Origin of the sequence: Reichenbachiella versicolor, from assembly GCF_003171675.1 — a bacterium.
In the GTDB taxonomy this organism is placed as follows: domain Bacteria; phylum Bacteroidota; class Bacteroidia; order Cytophagales; family Cyclobacteriaceae; genus Reichenbachiella; species Reichenbachiella versicolor.
This window is the reverse complement of the sequence record NZ_QFZQ01000006.1, coordinates 357,845-376,940: the sequence shown is the minus strand read 5'-3', so window position 1 is coordinate 376,940 and position 19,096 is coordinate 357,845. Positions and strand designations below refer to the sequence as shown.

The 19,096-nt window shown below is 37.3% G+C and carries 9 protein-coding genes; 4 read left to right on the top strand and 5 right to left on the bottom strand.

From position 1 onward, the window contains the following. Positions 1-24 precede the first annotated feature (24 nt). A complete protein-coding gene (locus tag DKG80_RS14250) occupies positions 25-432 on the top strand; it encodes a hypothetical protein (RefSeq protein WP_109832022.1) in 408 nt (135 codons plus the stop codon). A 431-nt stretch (positions 433-863) separates the two neighbouring features. Here the strand turns inward: DKG80_RS14250 and DKG80_RS14245 are convergent, their stop codons facing one another. Further along, the gene (locus DKG80_RS14245; RefSeq protein ID WP_109832021.1) at positions 864-5,036 is read right to left on the bottom strand and encodes a hybrid sensor histidine kinase/response regulator transcription factor; all 4,173 of its coding nucleotides are present in this window, start codon (positions 5,034-5,036) and stop codon (positions 864-866) included. A 324-nt stretch (positions 5,037-5,360) separates the two neighbouring features. Here DKG80_RS14245 and DKG80_RS14240 point away from each other — a divergent pair, with 324 nt between their 5' ends. The 3 genes from DKG80_RS14240 to DKG80_RS14230 are packed head-to-tail and all read left to right on the top strand — an operon-like array spanning position 5,361 to position 12,258. Beyond that, positions 5,361-8,513, top strand: coding sequence for a SusC/RagA family TonB-linked outer membrane protein (locus DKG80_RS14240; protein WP_109832020.1), 3,153 nt, complete (start codon positions 5,361-5,363; stop codon positions 8,511-8,513). Between the two features lie 19 nt (positions 8,514-8,532). After that, the gene (locus DKG80_RS14235; RefSeq protein ID WP_162555892.1) at positions 8,533-10,443 is read left to right on the top strand and encodes a RagB/SusD family nutrient uptake outer membrane protein; all 1,911 of its coding nucleotides are present in this window, start codon (positions 8,533-8,535) and stop codon (positions 10,441-10,443) included. A 12-nt stretch (positions 10,444-10,455) separates the two neighbouring features. Further along, entirely contained in the window at positions 10,456-12,258 is a 1,803-nt protein-coding gene (locus DKG80_RS14230; RefSeq protein ID WP_162555891.1) for a hypothetical protein, read from the top strand. Positions 12,259-12,348: 90 nt separating this feature from the next. Here the strand turns inward: DKG80_RS14230 and fabF are convergent, their stop codons facing one another. The 4 genes from fabF to DKG80_RS14210 all read right to left on the bottom strand — a co-directional run bounded on the left by fabF (position 12,349) and on the right by DKG80_RS14210 (position 19,095). Next, positions 12,349-13,596, bottom strand: a complete 1,248-nt coding sequence (gene fabF, locus DKG80_RS14225; RefSeq protein WP_109832017.1) for a beta-ketoacyl-ACP synthase II — start codon at positions 13,594-13,596, stop codon at positions 12,349-12,351. A 112-nt stretch (positions 13,597-13,708) separates the two neighbouring features. Then, positions 13,709-15,265, bottom strand: a complete 1,557-nt coding sequence (gene bshC / locus DKG80_RS14220; RefSeq protein WP_109832016.1) for a bacillithiol biosynthesis cysteine-adding enzyme BshC — start codon at positions 15,263-15,265, stop codon at positions 13,709-13,711. A gap of 65 nt (positions 15,266-15,330) precedes the next feature. After that, a complete protein-coding gene (gene rimO, locus DKG80_RS14215; RefSeq protein ID WP_109832062.1) occupies positions 15,331-16,650 on the bottom strand; it encodes a 30S ribosomal protein S12 methylthiotransferase RimO in 1,320 nt (439 codons plus the stop codon). 222 nt (positions 16,651-16,872) lie between these two features. Further along, a complete protein-coding gene (locus tag DKG80_RS14210) occupies positions 16,873-19,095 on the bottom strand; it encodes an APC family permease (protein ID WP_109832015.1) in 2,223 nt (740 codons plus the stop codon). Position 19,096 lies beyond the last annotated feature (1 nt).

The following is a 19,096-nucleotide window of genomic DNA, read 5'->3' as shown; positions in this document are numbered from 1 at the left end:
GCAGAAACAATAAAAGTAAGTAGTATGAAAAAGATGGTTGCATTAGTGGTGGTAGCAATGTCATTCTTGACTGTCGCAACAGCGCAGACGAAGGTTACATTTCAGATCGATATGTCAGAGGTAGAAGGCAAATTCAAAGCCCCCGAAATTCATGGCAATATCAATGATTGGGCAGGGCCAATTAAAACAGAACATATCGGAGATGGAATCTATGAGGCTAAAGTGAAAATCAAGAACAAGAAGCCGGGAGATAAAATCTACTGGGGTGCTAGATATTGGAAAATAAACAAAAATGTCCTTGAAGATATACCTAAGGAATGTGGAGGTAGCTCACAGTCCAAGCCAAGACCAGGGATTTATCGTACTTCAGTAGTTCCAGAGCCAAAGGAGATCTATCGATGGAAATGGAGCGGATGTAGAGTAGATATGTAGTACCAGATATACCAAATAGATACAAAAAAGCCCTGATTTGTTAACAAATCAGGGCTTTTCATTTTGAGCCAGACTCTCTGTCTCATCGATATTAGAGCATCTGAAAGCTTCCTACAGCCTGTAGGAGACATTCAAGGGACATCTGAAACCTTGCTGTAGTCCGCATCATACAATCATGGAGTTCCCGAAAGCTTCCTGCAGCTTGCAGCACCCCGTCGGATAGACCCGAAAGCTTCCCGCAGCCGGCAGTGCCCCGTCGGGAAGACCCGAAAGCTTCCTGCAGCTTGCAGCACCTCGTCGGGTGGACCCGAAACCTTCCTGCAGCTTGCAGCGCCTCGTCGGGTGGACCCGAAACCTTCCTGCAGCCTGCAGCGCCTCGTCGGGTAGATCCGAAACTTTCCTGCAGCTTGCAGCGGACTGTCGGGTGGATTCTACTGTTCGTCCTCTTCCTTTACATTGTCAGGGTTTTCAGAATGCTCACGTTGATAATCCGTAGGAGTCATTCCAAATTCCTTTTTGAAGCAGAATCTGAAATACTTCGTGTCATTGAACCCTACCTCGTACATGATTTCAGTGACCGAGTACATGTTTCTTACCAATAGCTGAGCCGCTCGTTTCAACCTTATCGACCTTACAAAAGCATTAGCTGTGCTTCCTACTAGAGCTTTAAGTTTCTTGTTCAGGTGATGCTGAGACAGCCCACATTCATGCGCCAGCATTTCAATAGTAAACTCCGAGTTAGAAATATTCTCTTCAATGTATTTCATGACACGTTGCAAGAACTTCTCATCAATGCTCGTCATACCTACTTCGCTAGGAGACAAATCCTGAGTGCTAGTCGTTCTGAACTTACCTACTATATTGTTTCTAGTTTGAAGAATAGTCTTCATTCTAGTTCTTAGTTCTTCTATTCTGAATGGCTTGGTAATGTAAGCCTCAGCACCATGACTATACCCTTCGAGCTTATCCTCAGGTGTATCTTTGGCAGTCAGCATGATCACAGGAATATGATTTATTCGTTCGTCGGATTTAAGCTTGTCAGTAAACTCAAGTCCATCCATTCCCTCCATCATCAAGTCACTGATGACAAGGTCTATATTGTTATTGATACATATTTCAAGAGCAGCACCGCCTTCAGGAGCTTCGAAAATGTTGTACTCATTGCCAAAATTCTCTTTGATGAAGAATCGAATATCCTCATTGTCCTCTACTATAAGAATTGTTTTATCCTTCTTGCCATTGATCACCTTAGTACCCGCCTTGTCATCTTCAGCAGGGATCAACCAGTTGACTTCTTCCTCATTGATTTCATAGTCATTTGACTCGAAGATTTCACTTTCCTCAAAATAGTTTAGCTCACTAGGTATAGAGACAATGAAAGCAGTACCTTCTTCACGGTTTTTATCAAATATTATTTGACCATGATGAAGGTTAACCAGCGTCTTGACAAATGAAAGACCAATCCCCGAATCAGACATCCCACGTTCCACAGGAGAATTAAACCTTTCAAAGATTTTGTCATACATATCTTCGGGTATACCCTCGCCATTATCTATGACAGAGATTTCAACATATTCCTCGTTTCTTTCGACGATAATATCAATTTTACCCCCATTATGAGTGTGTTTGAAAGCATTCGATAGGAGGTTGAAAATGATTCTTTCAATGACCTCTGGGTCATACCAAGTTTCGATTCGCTCAGGAAAAGAGACATTGAAATCAATTTCTTTTTGATTAGCTAGTTCATAAAAGTTAGCGCCCAGTAGCTGGATATAATTCGTCAAGTCATTTTTCGACGCTCGGATCTTCATTTTACCTTGCTCAGCCTTCCTAAACCCTAGAAGCTGATTTACAAGATTCAATAAGACTTTTGAATTTCGGTAGATCTTTTGATAGTACGTACTTCGATCATCCTCCGAAACATCAATCGATTTGTCCATCAACCGCTCTGTGAATCCCAAAATCAAAGTCAGAGGAGTTCGGAATTCATGCGAAATATTAGTGAAAAACTTGAGTTTCAGTTGATGTAGCTCTTCCGATTTTTGACGCTCCATACTTTTAAGTACCAGTTCATTTTTATTTTCAATCCTGATAAGCGTAAATCGTCTAGACAGAAATACAAAAATAACGAACAGTATACCATAGGCTAAAAAAGCCCAACTAGATAACCATGGAGCAGTGGCTATCTTAATATTCAATTTCTTTGGATTACTCCAGTACCCATGACTATTGCTAGTTTTTACTTGTAGTGTATACTCACCAGAAGGAAGGTTCGTATATCGAATGATTCTATTGGAGGCATCTGTCGTTATCCATTTTTCGTCAAACCCTTCTAAGAAGTACTTGTATCTATTTTTCTCAGGAGCAGCATAGTGTAGAGCAGCCATCTCCAATGAAAAGCTGTTTTCAGTATGTTTAAGCTTAATCTCTTTGGTTTGATTTAAGCTTTGTTTTAGAACGACTCTATTTTTCAAAGTATCGTTGACCTTGACAAGTGTATTTGATATACTCAATTTATCAAAAGTCACTTTTGAAGGAATAGTATCCACTTTGATTTGAGATGGATAAAATGCATTGAATCCATTCACTCCACCAAACAGCATTTCACCCTCTCGAGTCTTCCAAGCTGCTAACTCTCCAAACTCCAAATCTTGTAGGCCACTGCTGAGTCCATAATTAGTAATTGCCAATTCTTCAGGAACGAAGTGAGTAATACCATTATTAGTGGATATCCACAAACTTCCATCCTTATCCTCAAGAATTGCTTTGATCACATCATTTGGAAGTCCATCTTTCGTGCTATAGCGTAAGAATTGATCATTGTCTCCTTTATCACCTTTGATGACTTTGTTCAGCCCACCGCCCATCGTTCCGATCCATACTTCATTATCAGACGTGACAAAAATGGGTAGGATGTAGTTTCTAGAGAGAGAATATTCAAACTCTGGATCATTAAAGTATTGGATGAATCTCGGCTTCTTTTTAAAAAGATCCTCTTTTAGAATTTTGTTTAGACCATTGTCAGTACCGATCCATAGATTACTGTCAAGATCCAATGTAAGACTCCGAACTATATCCGATGAAATTGTGCCATCGCCACTCTTGAACTCGTCTCTGTCAATGAACTTTCCATTATCGTCAAAATTATATCGGTAAAGCCCTCCATGAAATGTACCAAGCCAAAGACTATTTCCAATAACTTGAGTGCTGAAAACAGCTTTTTCAGTACTTGGAATATCCATTCTAGAATTAAATTTTTTATTTCTAGAATCGAAAGTGCCAATAGAAAGAAATGTTGGGTATCCTCCACCGAGAATTATGTGACTCTTATTTCCAAGTTTCATTTCATCAATGCATACATTGAAATGCATTTCATCAAGAGAAGGGGTATTGTTTCCATTGAGCATCCCCTTTTCATACGATTTTTTTCTGGCTTCTTTAGTCAAAACGTTAGTGCCGTTTTGAATAGCGCCAAACCATAAATTGTCAGCTGAATCTTCGAAAATTGCTCTTACCTTCGAATTCCTTAAGCTAGTGACATTATCTGTTTTAGTATAATGTCTAAAATTAATTTTCGGATTGTACTTATTGATTCCACCACCTGTAGTTCCAATCCATATCATCCCGCTATTATCTTCATAAACACATGTCGTAATATCGCTACTCAATGAACGTTTATTGGCCCAATGAGCTCTAAAATCATGGGGTTTTCTCCTAGACTTAAGAGAATAGTCTTGAACAAATACCCCTTTGGTAGTACAGCCCCACATTTTATTATCTCCTGTAATAATTAAATTCCTACTATTTCTCCAGAAGGTTAAAGGTTTCAAGGTTGGGGCACTAGCATTTATGCTTTGATAGGATATATAGTATATGATTTCGGCACTAATAACGATTCCGTTGTCCTTCTCAATAATCGCGTGGATATTTTTATTATTCAATTCCGGATATTGAATAAATTGTCCCCTACCATCAGCGGTATTAATGAACCTATTGAGGCCTCTTGAAGTGGTAACCCATATATTTCCTTGGGAATCTTGAAAAAGGTCGTTGATATACAGATGGCTAATGACAGGAGAGTTACTAGGATCCGTATTGTAGTGAGTAACGTTGGTTATTTTGTAATCTTTAGATATTGTTAACCTCTCAAGACCTTGAGAGCCGCCTACCCATATTTCTCCTTCATGACTCACCAGTATAGTATGTAGTTGATCTGATTGAAAAAGGTCTGGAAATATAGAGTTGTTGTAGTTGTGAAATGTACCTGTAGTTTTATCGTATACACTGATTCCGTTATCCCAAGAGCTTATCCAGATATTTCCAAACTTGTCTAAAGCCAAATCTGAGATCAGATTGCAACCGATTGAGTTAGGATCAGAGTTGTCATTGACAAAAGTTTCGAAACTATACCCATCAAAGCGGTTTAGTCCGTCATGAGTCCCTATCCAGATATATCCCTCGAGATCTTGAATTATGCACATGGCATCATTTTGAGAAAGACCATCCTTGGTAGTGTAGGATATGAAATTATCATAGTACATGGTCTGACCAAAAGCAGAAGCCATCACTATAAAGTTTATAATACTGATTAAGAGAATTCTCATATGCTTGTTAACTCCATCAATAGAGCTAGTTATTTAGTTATGAACCTTAAAATGAAGAGGTAAATCAAAAATAATATAATAATAAAATCGAACATCGTTTTAGACACTTCGACAGAGAATGGTGTGATGTAGAAGTGAAATGTCGTTATATTAAGAGTATTGGGCATTATTGCTTGATATACACCTGTATATTCGGGGAATATACCCCTCTGATTGAAGAAGATTCCCCTCTTATCGTAGCTGGTTTATTATCAAGAGCACTATCGATCCAAGATAAATTTGTTTTCAACAATTGTATGATAATAAAAACTAAGATTATTCTTTATGAGAGAAAGACTACATTGCTCGGTGTATCCAGCAATTAGCCTCAAGAGTATAGTGGTTATGCTACTATTATTCATGGCTACGGCACCAGCAGCACTCGCTCAACGAGTGATTTCAGGCAAGGTAAAAGCCTCCGAAGACAATTCTGATTTACCAGGGGTTACCATTACCATACCAGGTACTACTACGGGAACGATCACGGATATTGATGGTAATTACTCTATCAAAATACCAGAAGGCGCTACCCAGCTAAGTTTCAGTTTTATTGGTTATGCTACACAAGTCAAAGAAATCGGTGCTCAAGCCGTTGTTGATGTAGTGTTGGAAGTTGAAACAGAGATGCTAGAAGAGATCGTAATGATTGGTTACGGTGAACAGACAAAAAAGGAAGTGACGGGTGCGGTTGCAAGCGTAGGAAAAGAAGAGCTTCTCAGATCTGCTACACCAGATGTTTCTACAGCACTTCAAGGGCAAATTGCAGGAGTAAACGTACAAGCCTCCTCTGGAGCTCCTGGTTCAACTGCTAACATCTTAATTAGAGGTGTAACTTCTGTTTTTGGCCAAAATGCTCCATTATGGGTAGTAGACGGTGTTCCATATGATAGAGGTGATGAGCCAAGACTTTCTCCCAATGAGATCGAATCCATTGACGTCTTGAAAGATGCAGCGTCAGCGGCAATATATGGATCAAGAGGAGCTGCAGGTGTAATTCTTGTTACGACGAAACAAGGTGAGCCAGGTTCACTTAAAGTGAATATTGATTCTTACGTAGGTATTCAAAATATACAGTCTAGAACAGACTTGCTTCAAGCTGATGAGCAGTTATATGTAGATTTTCAGCAACAATTTAACTTAAAGGGCCCTTCTGCTACATATGAAACAGAGTGGATGAACCTTGAAAACAATGCAGCTAATTTGACTCAAAATACCCAATTGGCAGAAGATGTTATTTCTGACAATGCTCTTATGCAGAATCATTCAGTAAATGTTTCAGGTGGTACAGATCAAGTAAGGTTCAACTTAAGTGGAGCATATTTTACTCAGGATGGTACTATACTGAAATCAAAGTATGAGAGGTTCAATTCACGTGCCAATATGACTTATAAGGATAAAAAATGGATGATCAGAACTAATCTGATGACCATAATATCTGATCAGAAAAGAGTTCCATTCAATTCATTAGAAACTGCAATTAGATATAATCCACTTAGAGAGAGTATAGATGTTCAAAACCCTATCATACCAGAAGGCTTTTTAGTAGAAGGTGATATATCTGATGGACAGCTCAATAACCTCAATAATGTACTTTACAGGTTCTCCCAACGTGATACCGAAAGGAGAAATCAATTCAATGGAAATATAGATGCTCGCTATACTATTATGCCAGGTTGGACAGTTACTACTAGACTGGCGGGCACTTTTGATGATGGTTTAAGAAAGCTGATCAATCCTTCTTTTATAGTATTTAATGATGATGGTGAGCTACAAGCGCAACAAAGTCGATCAAGAGTTCGAAATACACATAATCGAAATACTAAAACAGTTTGGGAAACTAATACTCAGTATACGAAGAAGTTTAACAAAAAGCATAAGCTTACTGCATTGGTGAATTTTTCAACTGAAAAGTATACAAGAGAAAATTTCTGGGGTGAAAAATTTGATCTAGTAAGTAATGAAGTGACAGCTCTTGATGGAGCATTAATTGACCCAAGAGTACAGTCTAACAACAATAGAACTTCTACAATAGTGGGTATGTTAGGAAGGGTTCAGTATGATTATAAGAGCAAGTACCTTTTGAGTGTGAGTATGAGAAGGGATCAGTCTTCTAGGTTCTCACCAGATAATAATGTTGGTTATTTTCCTTCAGCTTCCTTAGGTTGGAATGTCTCTGATGAGCCATTCTGGGATCCTATTGCTGGGGTGGTCAATACTTTTAAGCTTAGAGCAAGTTATGGTACAGTAGGTAATCAAGGTATCAATGACTATGCTTATCAGCCAGTAATCGTTTTAGGTAAGGATTATCCAATAGGCTTAGATGATAATGCTAGGTTGGGATTCGGAGGAGTTCAAGAAAGTTACGTTGATGAAGATATCAAATGGGAGGTAACAGTTCAAAGAAACTTAGGTTTGGACATGTATATGCTTAACAATCAAATTCAAGTTAACGCGGATGTTTTTTATACTGATAAAACAGATATGTTGATGCCTGTGCAATTGCCTTTATCAGCAGGAGCTGGTACAGGAAACACTGGTAGAGTTATTAGAAATGTGGGTAATATGGTCAATAAAGGTGTAGAACTAGCTGCTAGTTATAGAAAGAAAGGGGATTTTACCTATAATATAGGTGTCAACTTGAGTATTATCCGTAACGAAGTTACCAAAATCAGTGGCCTTGCTGATAGACAATATTTAGCAGGAAGTACAGTGATTAATGGAGCTGGTGAGGATGTTGTTTCTGCTTTACAAGTAGGTAGAGAGGCTGGATCATTTTATCTACTTGAAACAGATGGTTTGATTGACAGTGAAGTAGAATTAGAACAATATCAGAAGCTAGATGAAGGAGCTAGAATGGGAGATTTAAAATTTGTGGATCGCAATGGAGATGGCATCATCGATGATGATGATAGGTATTATGCTGGTAGCTGGATGCCTGATTACACTTTAGGTTTGAACTTTGGATGTAATTGGAAAGGTATAGACTTTTCAATGGACTGGTATGCTTCTGTTGGTTCTGAGTTGATTAATGGAAATAGAGCTTTTGCTATCAAAGAGAAAAGGCATGGAGACTTATTATACCAATGGTCTCCTTCTAATCCAGATACTGAAGTACCGGTATTCTATTCAAAAGATCATCCTAATGCTCGAAGTTTCTCTGATTATTGGATAGAGGACGGATCTTACATTAGATTAAGAACTATTTCATTAGGATATACGCTTCCTAAAAGGTGGGTAGAGTCTATTAAGCTAACAAGAATAAGAGTTTACGCCTCAGGTCAGAATGTACTTACATTAACTGAGTATTCAGGGTTTGATCCTGAAGTTGCAGGATACGATAGTACAGCCGGAAGGTCGTCTTTTGCCTCAAGAGGAATAGATAAGGGGACTTATCCATTAAGTGCCGTGTATAGAGGAGGTATCCAAATTCAGTTTTAATAGTTAAATGCCGAATAAAATGAAAATATTTAAAACAATAACAATCATGTTAGCGTCGGTATTGATGGTTTCTATTACCGGATGCGAAGACTATTTTGAAGAGCAAAAAAACCCAAACAGGATTCCTGTAGAAGAGTTTTGGAAAACACTTAATGAGGTTCAGTATGGAGTATTTGCTTGTTACAGAACTTTAGCTAATTCTCAGGCAGTAATGTTTAGATATGAGTCAGATAGATCTGATTTAACTTGGCCAGGTTTTGGACGTCCAAATACTACGAATGTATTTTATAATCAGAACTTTAATGAGGCTTCTGGAGATATTAATAACAAATATTCTAGAATATATACGGGTATATTTCAAGCCAATCAAGTAATAACCGCTCTAGAGAATATGGATGCAAGTCAATTACCTACTAAGGCGGATACTTTAAACTATAATTTTTTAATGGGGCAAGGAAGGTTCTTTAGAGGCTTGTTTCATTTTTGGGCTTACAATTCGTTCAATAATGGAGAAGTTGTAGTTGTAGATAAAATTCCTGAAACAGAAGAAGAGCTATATCCTACTGTCAACAGGGACAAAGAGAAAACAGTGCAATTTATTCTTGAGGATTTAGAATTTGCAATGAATAATTTAGTTGGTCCAGAGTCTTTAGAAGGTATAGAAGGTTTAGCTTCTGCAGGAACTGCAGCAGCATTGATTGGAAAAGTACATCTATATGAAGGCAATTGGAGAGAAGCTATTGAACACTTTGAAAAGACCTATGAGTATGGCTATTCATTGACTCCGTTTTATGGTGATAATTTCAATATAGCTGGAGAACATAATTCTGAATCAATATTAGAGATTAACTATGCTCTTTTTGAGAAGTCTGAATTAGGAATTAACGATGCAAACCAAATTTCAAACAGTTATAATAGATTAGTGTCTCCAGTAGGTGGGTTTAGATCTATTTATCCATCTGCTTGGTTGGCCGTACAGTATAAAAAAGATTCAATAGATAAGTCTAACCCAGTTTATACTCAACATCCTCAGTATAGCGATTTAGATTTAGATGAAGGAATGGGTACTGATCCTCACATTACAGGACAGGTAAAGAATTTTTACTCATTGAGGACTTCATACTCAATAGCTTTGGTTGACGATGATTCAATTGATTATTATCAAGATTCTCCCGCTAGAAAAGCTCGTTTTAATGGAAGTGAATATGCCTATTTCAAAAAATTCTCTAATTGGGAAAATTTCGGATCAGAAAATGATGTATCAAATGTGCTTGGTAGATCTGCATTGAATTTTAGTTTGATTCGATTGGCAGATGTTTATCTAATGCATGCGGAAGCTTTACTGCAATTATCTGATGGAAGTTTAACTGAAGCTATGGCTTTGGTTAATAGGGTTAGATTTAGAGCAGGAGCTAAATTAATCGGAAGTCCTGCCCAAAATCCAGATTATGATCATGGAGATGATGCTCTTAATAGAGAGAGGTTTTATTATAATGTTGATGGAAGTGGTGCTTTTGATTCTTGGAAGTCTATTACGGATGGTGAAGAATTGATGCAACATATAATGTATGTTGAGAGACCATTAGAATTAGCCATTGAAGGACATGCTATTCGACAAAGAGATTTAAGAAGATGGGGAGTGCTAAAAGAGAGATTTGATGGACTCAAGGACAGTGTTTATTATAGTGAAGATCATAAATACCTAGCTTTTGACGAAACAAGAGGAGAGAGCGGGGAGTTTGTATCTAGACAAAAATTTGGTGTAGTTATATTCCCAGGGCTTGATCCAGATCAAACTAAAAGGGCTGAGTGGACTCGTATTTATGCAGATTATAGAACTGCTTCTGAAAACTTTAGAGAAGAAGATCATGCCTATCTTCCGATTCCTAATGGAGAAATAACTGCTAACCCTTTCATTTTTGGAAGATAAATAAATAGAACCATGAATAATAAGCATATAATATTGGTGTTCGCCTTAATCTCGGGTCTATTTATGGCTTGTGAAAAAGAGGCAATAGAAAAGACAGAGTTTTCTGATGTAGGATGGTATACATCTCATTTTAGAGAGACTCACCTCAGAACATTACAAGCTAGAAATAGTTATGAAACTTTTGTGGATCTATCGCAAGGAGCAGTGGATCATTATTGGATGGTAGATAGTGGTATTTTCTTTATGGATGGCGGGTTAGTAAGAAACCAGCCAAATATTGAGAAGTTTATTAAGAACACTACGGATACAGTTACTTCAGAGTCTACTATTATTACCTATTTTTCTTATGGTGGAGATACTCTTAAGGTTAGATTGTTTAACACCTTTAAGGATTCTGTAACTTTTAGAGGTAGTCCAGATAAAGCTTCTGATGAAGTGGGATTGGCAGGAGTTGTCGGTTCTGAGTGGAGTGATAGTTTAGGTTTATGGGTTATTGACCAAACATTTTTAGTGTCGGTTTATGATACGCTTACTCCCTTAATAGAAGTTTTTGATATGACAGGAGATGTAGTTTATCAAAATCTGACAGATACTATTCCTAATGAAATTGATACCTTAAAAATTAAGGAAGGAGATTTCTTAACATTTAGAGACCATACAGAGTGGGATAGACCTGATGGACGATCTTTGAAAGTGTATGATTTAGAAACTGATGAACATGTTGGAAATGCAACAGGAGGTGGAGATGCCAAGTTTACTTTCAATCAAAAAGCCAAGTATAGAATGGTGTTTTTTGCAAGTAGAAAGGGTAAAAGCTTGGATGCCGATGGTGTTATAGTTCCTGGTCGTACTGATTCTGTAAGTATTCCTATGATAGTTGATGTTGATTTCTCAACAGAGCCATTTGATTTAAATAATGATGCACGTGAGTTTGAAAATGATGGTGTAATCACAATTACTAGTACGGTTGATTTGAAAGAATTTACTGGTGCGAGTGGTTTTACGATGACTATCAATGGTACTGATGCTACGGCAAATATTTTAGATGTTTCGTCTGAAGGAACAAATTCTATTTTGGTTACCACAGATGTTGATTATGACTACCTTGATGAAGTTGTTTTGAGTTATGATGGGTCCTCAAGTATCAAAAACTCATCGGAGTTTAGATCCTTAGACCCTTTTAGTATGGATGTAGCTGTATATGATGAGAATATCTTAGCTCAGGCAGGTATTGACTGGGATTTTTCTAACAATGGAAAAGGATGGTTGCTAGATGAGTTATTTACGGCAAGAGCGCAAGGACAGGATGTAACAGTATCGGTTGTGGATGATCCATTAGGAGTGAAGGGTAAAGTATTGAAAATAACATTACCTAACATTGTTCAAAATGATGTAGCGGAAGCAGCTAAGTTTAAAAGTATAGAAGCAAGGCTTAATTCGGATAATGTTAATTTTCCTATAGCTGGTATGGAAAAAGACGCTAATTATACTATATCTATAGACTATTACGTGGTTGATGAAGATGGAGGTGATGATGCTATTCTAAATCCTGCTGATGCTCAACCTGTTACTGGTGCTGTAGCTAATTCAAATCTTGTGGCTCGAATGACTGCAGATGGAGCGGCTAAAAATCCACAAATTTTCATGAATTCTTATACTAACTTAACGGTTACTAAGGATTGGGCTAGTAGTACTAAAAATCAAGCAGCTAATAGTGCGGTTGTAGATGGAGTAGACTTACGTTGTCTTGTTCAGTTAACTGGAAAAGGAAAAGTTTCTGTTTACTTCGATAACTTCAGAGTAATTAAGAATTAGAGAGATTAAATTCTTTCAAGCAATAAAAAATAAGGCAGTCAAATCGACTGCCTTATTTTTTTACGCTGTGACTAAACGAACTAATACTAATTAAACCTCTCCAAACACTGCAATTCCATTATGTCCACCGAATCCAAAAGTATTGCTCATGGCAATTTTTATTTCTTTCTCTTTGGCCTCCTTGATCACTATATCCAGATCATCTCCGATTTCTGGATCTATTACCTCAGTATTGATAGTAGGAGGGATGATATTGTGATTTATTGCTTTGATCGATAGGATAGCCTCTATTACACCTGCTGCTCCTAATAAGTGCCCTGTCATTGACTTAGTACCGCTAATTGAAGCATTATTTGTATAGCCTTCCATTAACCTTCTAATCGCTGCAGGTTCACTAATATCTCCTACTGGAGTAGAAGTAGAGTGTGTGTTGATATAATCAACATCAGAAGGAGTTAAACCTCCTTCCTCGAGAGCAGATTTCATAGCTTGATACGCTCCTAACCCTTCAGGGTGAGTTGCAGTCATATGGTAAGCATCATTTGTCATAGATGCACCTCTTACTTCAGCGTAAATTTTAGCCCCTCTTGCTTTAGCATGCTCATATTCCTCTAGGATCAAGCAACCAGCTCCTTCTCCCATGACAAAGCCATCTCTATTTGGATCATACGGTCTTGAAGCTGTAGCTGGATCATCATTTCTCGTAGATAAAGCTTTCATGGCAGAGAAGCCACCAATTGACGCTTCAGTTATTCCAGACTCAGATCCACCGGTTACAAAGATTTTACCCTTACCTAATTTGATATAATGGTAAGCGTCCATAATGGATGTATTTGATGTAGCACAAGCCGACACTGTAGAATAGTTGATACCCATATACCCATATTTCAACGAGATCATTCCTCCAGCCATATTCGATAGCATTTTAGGGATTAGGAAAGGGTTGAATTTAGGTTCAAAACCATTTTGAGTGAATGACTGAACCTCTTTCTCTAAAGTCTCAATACCACCTTGTCCAGAGCCCCAGATAACGCCCACATCAAAAGGGTTCATCTTTTCGAAATCAAATCCTGAATCTTCTATTGCTTGTCCAGCCGCATGAAGTCCGTACTTCGTGTATAGATCACTTCTCTTAATTTCATTTCGGTCCAAGTATTGTTTAGGGTCGAAATCTTTAACCTCACAAGCGAACCTAGTTTTGAATTTAGAGGCATCAAACCTAGTGATCATGCCAGCTCCACTAACTCCTTTTACAGCGTTGTTCCAGAACGTTTCTACATCGTTTCCTAACGGTGTGACAGCTCCCATGCCGGTCACTACTACTCTTATATCGCTCATATTTGTATGTCTTATTTTGACAGCAAACTTACAAGCGAGGGACTATTTCTAACAGGATTTACTAAGCAAATAAGCTTTTTGTACCTGTATAATTGAATAGTTAAGATGATCCTTAATACCTTCCAACATACATTTTGATGTCAAGCGGATCAATTCCATCAACAAGGTCTTGAATAAAAGAAGGGTGATTTAAGTAGAAGTTCATAAAATTATCATGACGCTCCTGAAGACTTCCATTTGGAAATAGCTTTTTCTTAACAGATTCGATTTGGTTGAGTTCTGTTTCGTGTTTACGTTCTTCAGATTTTTTGAGACGTTTCTCGATATTTTGAAAGCTCTTAAGTGATTTGTTGTATTCAGCTCCTATGAATCCTTTTAGAGAGGCATCCACTAGCAAAGCTTTTTCACTCAAATCATCAAAGGCTTTTTTCAATGCTAAGTAATCTTCCTCTATAGTAATCTCTGTAGTAGAATGTTCATTCACAAACCTCTCTTGAAGTCTTGCTGTTTCTATGAATAATTGCTCATCAGAGTAATTGAGTTTTTCAATTTTAGAATTGAGGTTTGAAGGAATGATAGTTGCAAAATTTCTAGGAAGCAGAATAGGAAAAGCTATTTCGTTTTTATTAAATATGCCTTTAAGCTGTAGCCAATAGATCATTTCAGCAGGTCCCCCTATATAGGCAAGATTGGGTAAAATGACCTCTTGATAAACTGGTCGAAGGACAACGTTAGGACTGAATTTTTCTGGATTAGCGTCTATCAAGTTTTCTATCTCTTCTTTTGAAAACTTAATATCTGTATTGTTAACCTTATACAGATTTTCATCTGCAATAATTCTCTCACGAATACCATCATCAAGATAGAAATGATTGATCTCTCGTGGCATTATTTGACACTTGTAGCCAAGTCTTTCTAATTGTTCACTGGAGGAAGATGCAATGGGGTAAGCCGATTGTAAAAGAATATCTTCCTTTATAATAGGAGTAAATAAGGATTTAAGCTGTCTGTCGTCACCATCAATACAGACAACACCATATTCCCCGAATAATTCATTGATATAATATCTTACCGCGTCTGATAAAGTATCATGAGTACCGTACGCTTTTTCAAATAGATCTATCTTTTCAGGCATATCTTCTAAAATAGAAGACAACTCTTTTGGATCGAATCTTCCTACAGCGCCTGTTTGTTGAGACTCCCACTGATATTTCTTATTGAATAAATAAAAATATGATATCTCCTCAAAATCATGGTCTTCTGATGCCATCCAATATACTGGCACAAAATTCTTATCAGGGTGAGCTTCTTTCAATTGTTTACAAGTATTAATCGCAGTTACGATCTTGTATATAAAATAAAGAGGCCCAGTAAAGATGTTGAGTTGATGACCAGTCGTGATTGTATAAGTATCCTCTTTCTTAAGAAGGTCTATGTTTTCAATTACTGTAGACTTAGGTGAACAACTTTTGTATTGTTCTTTTAGAGCCTCGGTTAAAATAGATCGACTTTCTTCACTAAGTGACTTTTTTTTTATTTGTTCTCCTAGGTTTTTTAGAGTTGGAAATAATCCGTAAAAATTGTCTAAATCTGGTTTTTGATTCAGATAATCTAGGAAGAATTGAGAGAAAGAATTAGTGTCTTTTAGATCTACTTTATTGAATTTCATATAAACGTGATTTGAAACATCAAGCTATTACGACTGATCGTCACAGAAGATACCTGTTCCTTCGATTATTTCTTAAATAATGGTTCTCCGTAAAGATCAAAAGGTTCAGCATCAGTGATTTTTACATTTACAAAATCACCAATTCGTAAGTAATTATCTTTTGCATTGACAAGAACCTCATTATCTACATCTGGTGAATCATATTCTGTTCTCCCGACGAAGAACTCTCCATCCTTACGGTCAATAAGTGTTTTGAAAGTTTTTCCAATTTTACCTTCATTGATTTCAGCAGAAATGCCTTCCTGTAAGTCCATTAACTCATTGACTCGTTCATCCTTTATTTCTTCAGGAACATCGTCATTCATTGTACCAGAGTGAGTATCTTCTTCGTGTGAATAAGCAAATACCCCCATTCTATCAAATCTAGATCGTTCCACAAAATCCATCATCTCTTGAAAATCTTCTTCTGTTTCTCCAGGGTGACCAGCTATTAATGTTGTTCTAATAGCAATATCAGGCACCTTATTTCTAATTTCGTCAAGAAGTTTTTCAGTCTTTTGTCGATCTGTTCCCCTACGCATTAGTTTTAAGATTTTGGAAGAGCCATGTTGAAGAGGAATATCTAGGTAGTTGCAGATGTTTTGTCTTTCGGTCATCACATCAAGTACGTCCACAGGGAATCCTGTAGGAAAAGCATAGTGAAGTCGTATCCAATCAAGGCCTTCTACATCTGATAGATGTCTCATTAGGTCAGCCAAGTTTCTTTTTCCATAGATATCTAACCCGTAATAGGTAGAGTCTTGAGCAATTAGCAAAATTTCCTTCGTTCCTGCCTTTACTAAATTTTTAGCTTCAGTTACTAATTCTTCAATCGGTCGAGAGACATGCTTTCCTCTCATCAAAGGAATAGCACAGAAAGAACAAGGACGATCACAGCCTTCTGAAATTTTAAGATGTGAATAATGGGAAGCGGTAGTACTTTGGCGTTCTCCTATCAGTTCATGCTTGTAATCAGCTTTAAATCTTGCCAATAGCCCCTTAAGATCTGTAGTGCCAAAGTAATCATCTACATCAGGGATTTCAGATCGTAAGTCATCTTTATATCTGTGAGATAGACACCCAGTTACAAATACTCGATCAATTATTCCTTCTTTTTTCGCCTCTACGAAGTTAAGAATAGTATCAATTGACTCTTGTTTCGCATTTTCTATGAATCCACAAGTGTTGATAATTACTGTATTTGCATCATTTTTTTTGGATTCATGTACAGCGTCGATATCATTTCCTTTCAACTGCGTCAATATTACTTCTGAATCCACTAAATTCTTTGCACAACCTAATGTGACAATATTGACTTTCTCTTTTCTTCTTCCTTTTGTTTTCAACGCTTCATGATCTAATGTGAGGTGCAAAAGTAGATGACTTGAGGCGTATATAAAAAAGAAGGGTTCATGTACCTGATACATGAACCCCAAGGTCAAAAACTCAAAATAAAAGGACTAATTACTTCTTAATCCACAACAACAATACGAATATAGCAATTTTAACATCCAATTGAAACGATGCTACTTAAAAGGACAAGCTATTTGTGTCAAATAGCTTCCCAGTTATGATATTATCTTAGACTTTGTACTATTTACAAACAGTACATTACCTATATCATCATAGCCTTGGAAGAGTTCTTCGCCTAGCTGTTTGATAGCTTCCGATCTAAACCCAACGATGGTCAAATCAGAATCTTTAGAATATTCGTTGATAATAGCCTTTATATTTTTATGCTCTTCTTTTTTAATAATGTTGACGTTCTGAGCAGAGATAGGAAGTCGCCCAGCCTTGATTAAATTGAGTAATTCTGTTTTTTCCTCATGCACTTTTTCTTGAGGCATGATAGCAAAAATCTTAATCTCTGCTTTTTTCCATTGAGGGTGACCAATGATCACATAGCCTAATAAAATCATCAGATTGGAATTGATATAATCTGAAGGTTTGATCCAAATATGGATTTCAGATTTGATATCTAGACCTTTTTCACTACTAGCCAATATACAGGTGTCAAACCCCGATGTACGAACCATCGAATAATTGTTCATGATCTTTTCAAGACCTTCTGGATTTTGCTTAGAAAACTCAAACAAGATCATGTTATTTTCTTTACCTGATACACTTGGAAGCTGCAAGGCTTGTGCAATTGCCGTGGTATAACTTGGAGATACCATTGTGTCAACATAAACATTGCTGTCTGAAAGGTCTGCTGCTCGAATGAGTCTTTTCAATTCCCCCTGAGAAAGCTCCTTTGTTTCTTTAGAATAATATCCATTGATGAAATGAAGATAGGTACCGAAGCCATATCTATGAGATATCCACCTCATGAGTTCGAAAGCAGCTGGTCTTTCAAACGAATCTCCAGATATACAAATTACCGATGGTCGCCAGTTGTCATCATCTTTTTCTGCTTTTTGGATGAAAACTTGAATTTCCCTAATTAGTTGAAAAATGACCCCTTGGAATATCTTAGCCATACCTTCCTTATCCTCACTGGTCTTCGACAGAGCCAGATAAATTAATATCATAATGAAGATTGAAGCAAAAGCATATCCAGGCTCCATCTTGAACATTAAAAACAGACACATAAAAGCTCCAAGAAGCGATATGTACCATTTCGATCTAAAAGCTGGTCGGTAAGAAGGGTCAGCAGCAAAATGCTGGAAAAACGAGATAGTACAAATAGCACCATAAGTAACCATGAAGAACATGGAAATCACTTGTGCTACAGTGTCTATACTGCCCATAGCCACGAAAAACAAGGCTAATCCTACTGTAATGAGCGTAGCATTGATAGGTTCATTAGAGTCTTTTCTACCAGCAGATAAAAAGGAATTGATTTTTGCGGTTGGGAAAACTTTGTCTGAAGCTAACGCTTGTAAAGTTCGAGGTGCTACCATGATAGACCCTAGGGCAGATGAAATAGTAGCTGCTGCCAATCCAATTGGTATGATCGGTCCCCAAAGGGCAATTTTAGACATGATCAACTGATCATTGATTAGGTCTTCTGGACTTGCATTTGTGTATAACTTGAATGCAATAAATACATAAATGACCATACCGATTATGGTAGCTGAGAGTGTCCCCCAAGGGATAGATTTTTTAGGATCTTTCAAGTCTCCAGACAGACCTACTCCAGCTGTCATACCAGTAAATGCGGGGAAGATTATTCCAAAGACAATGAAAAAGCTGTTGTTATCAGTTAACCTTTCAGTAAAGCTCACCTCTGCGACTTGAGACGAGTATCCAGTTTCTCCCATGAAAAATAACAATAGGGAAGCAAATAGTGTAACGACTACTATATAAAGCATCTTCATGCCAAGGTCAGCACCTTTAGTCAGCATAAGAATACTTAAAAACAGTACCGCTGGGATACTTATGTACCTCTTGTCATTAATGATTATTTCATAGTTATCGGAGACCCAAGCAATAACTGGATCAAAAGCTTCGGCAAAAGCTATAATATAAAACGCTATGCTAATAGCTTGAGAAAGGTAAAGAGCAATTCCTATCGCAGCACCTATGTTGATTCCGAAAGACCTAGAGATTATGTAATATTCTCCACCACCTTCTACTTTTTGGTTAGTAGCAATTTCAGCTATAGCCATGGCAGTAGGAATTGTCACTAAGTGACCAATGAATATAATGGCAATAGTTCCGATGAAACCTACGCTACCTACAGAATACCCAAATCGTAAGAACATCACAGCTCCTAAGATGGTAGATATAGCAGTCAGAAAAACAGGAAGTGTACCGAATTTGGTTTCTTTCTTAATCAGTTTGGCCATA

Bases quoted from the DNA above. Each gene is read 5' to 3' on its own strand.
- DKG80_RS14250 (WP_109832022.1), top strand. From the start codon at position 25: ATGAAAAAGATGGTTGCATTAGTGGTGGTAGCAATGTCATTCTTGACT.
- DKG80_RS14245 (WP_109832021.1), bottom strand. From the start codon at position 5,036: ATGAGAATTCTCTTAATCAGTATTATAAACTTTATAGTGATGGCTTCT.
- DKG80_RS14240 (WP_109832020.1), top strand. From the start codon at position 5,361: ATGAGAGAAAGACTACATTGCTCGGTGTATCCAGCAATTAGCCTCAAG.
- DKG80_RS14235 (WP_162555892.1), top strand. From the start codon at position 8,533: ATGAAAATATTTAAAACAATAACAATCATGTTAGCGTCGGTATTGATG.
- DKG80_RS14230 (WP_162555891.1), top strand. From the start codon at position 10,456: ATGAATAATAAGCATATAATATTGGTGTTCGCCTTAATCTCGGGTCTA.
- fabF (WP_109832017.1), bottom strand. From the start codon at position 13,596: ATGAGCGATATAAGAGTAGTAGTGACCGGCATGGGAGCTGTCACACCG.
- bshC (WP_109832016.1), bottom strand. From the start codon at position 15,265: ATGAAATTCAATAAAGTAGATCTAAAAGACACTAATTCTTTCTCTCAA.
- DKG80_RS14210 (WP_109832015.1), bottom strand. From the start codon at position 19,095: ATGGCCAAACTGATTAAGAAAGAAACCAAATTCGGTACACTTCCTGTT.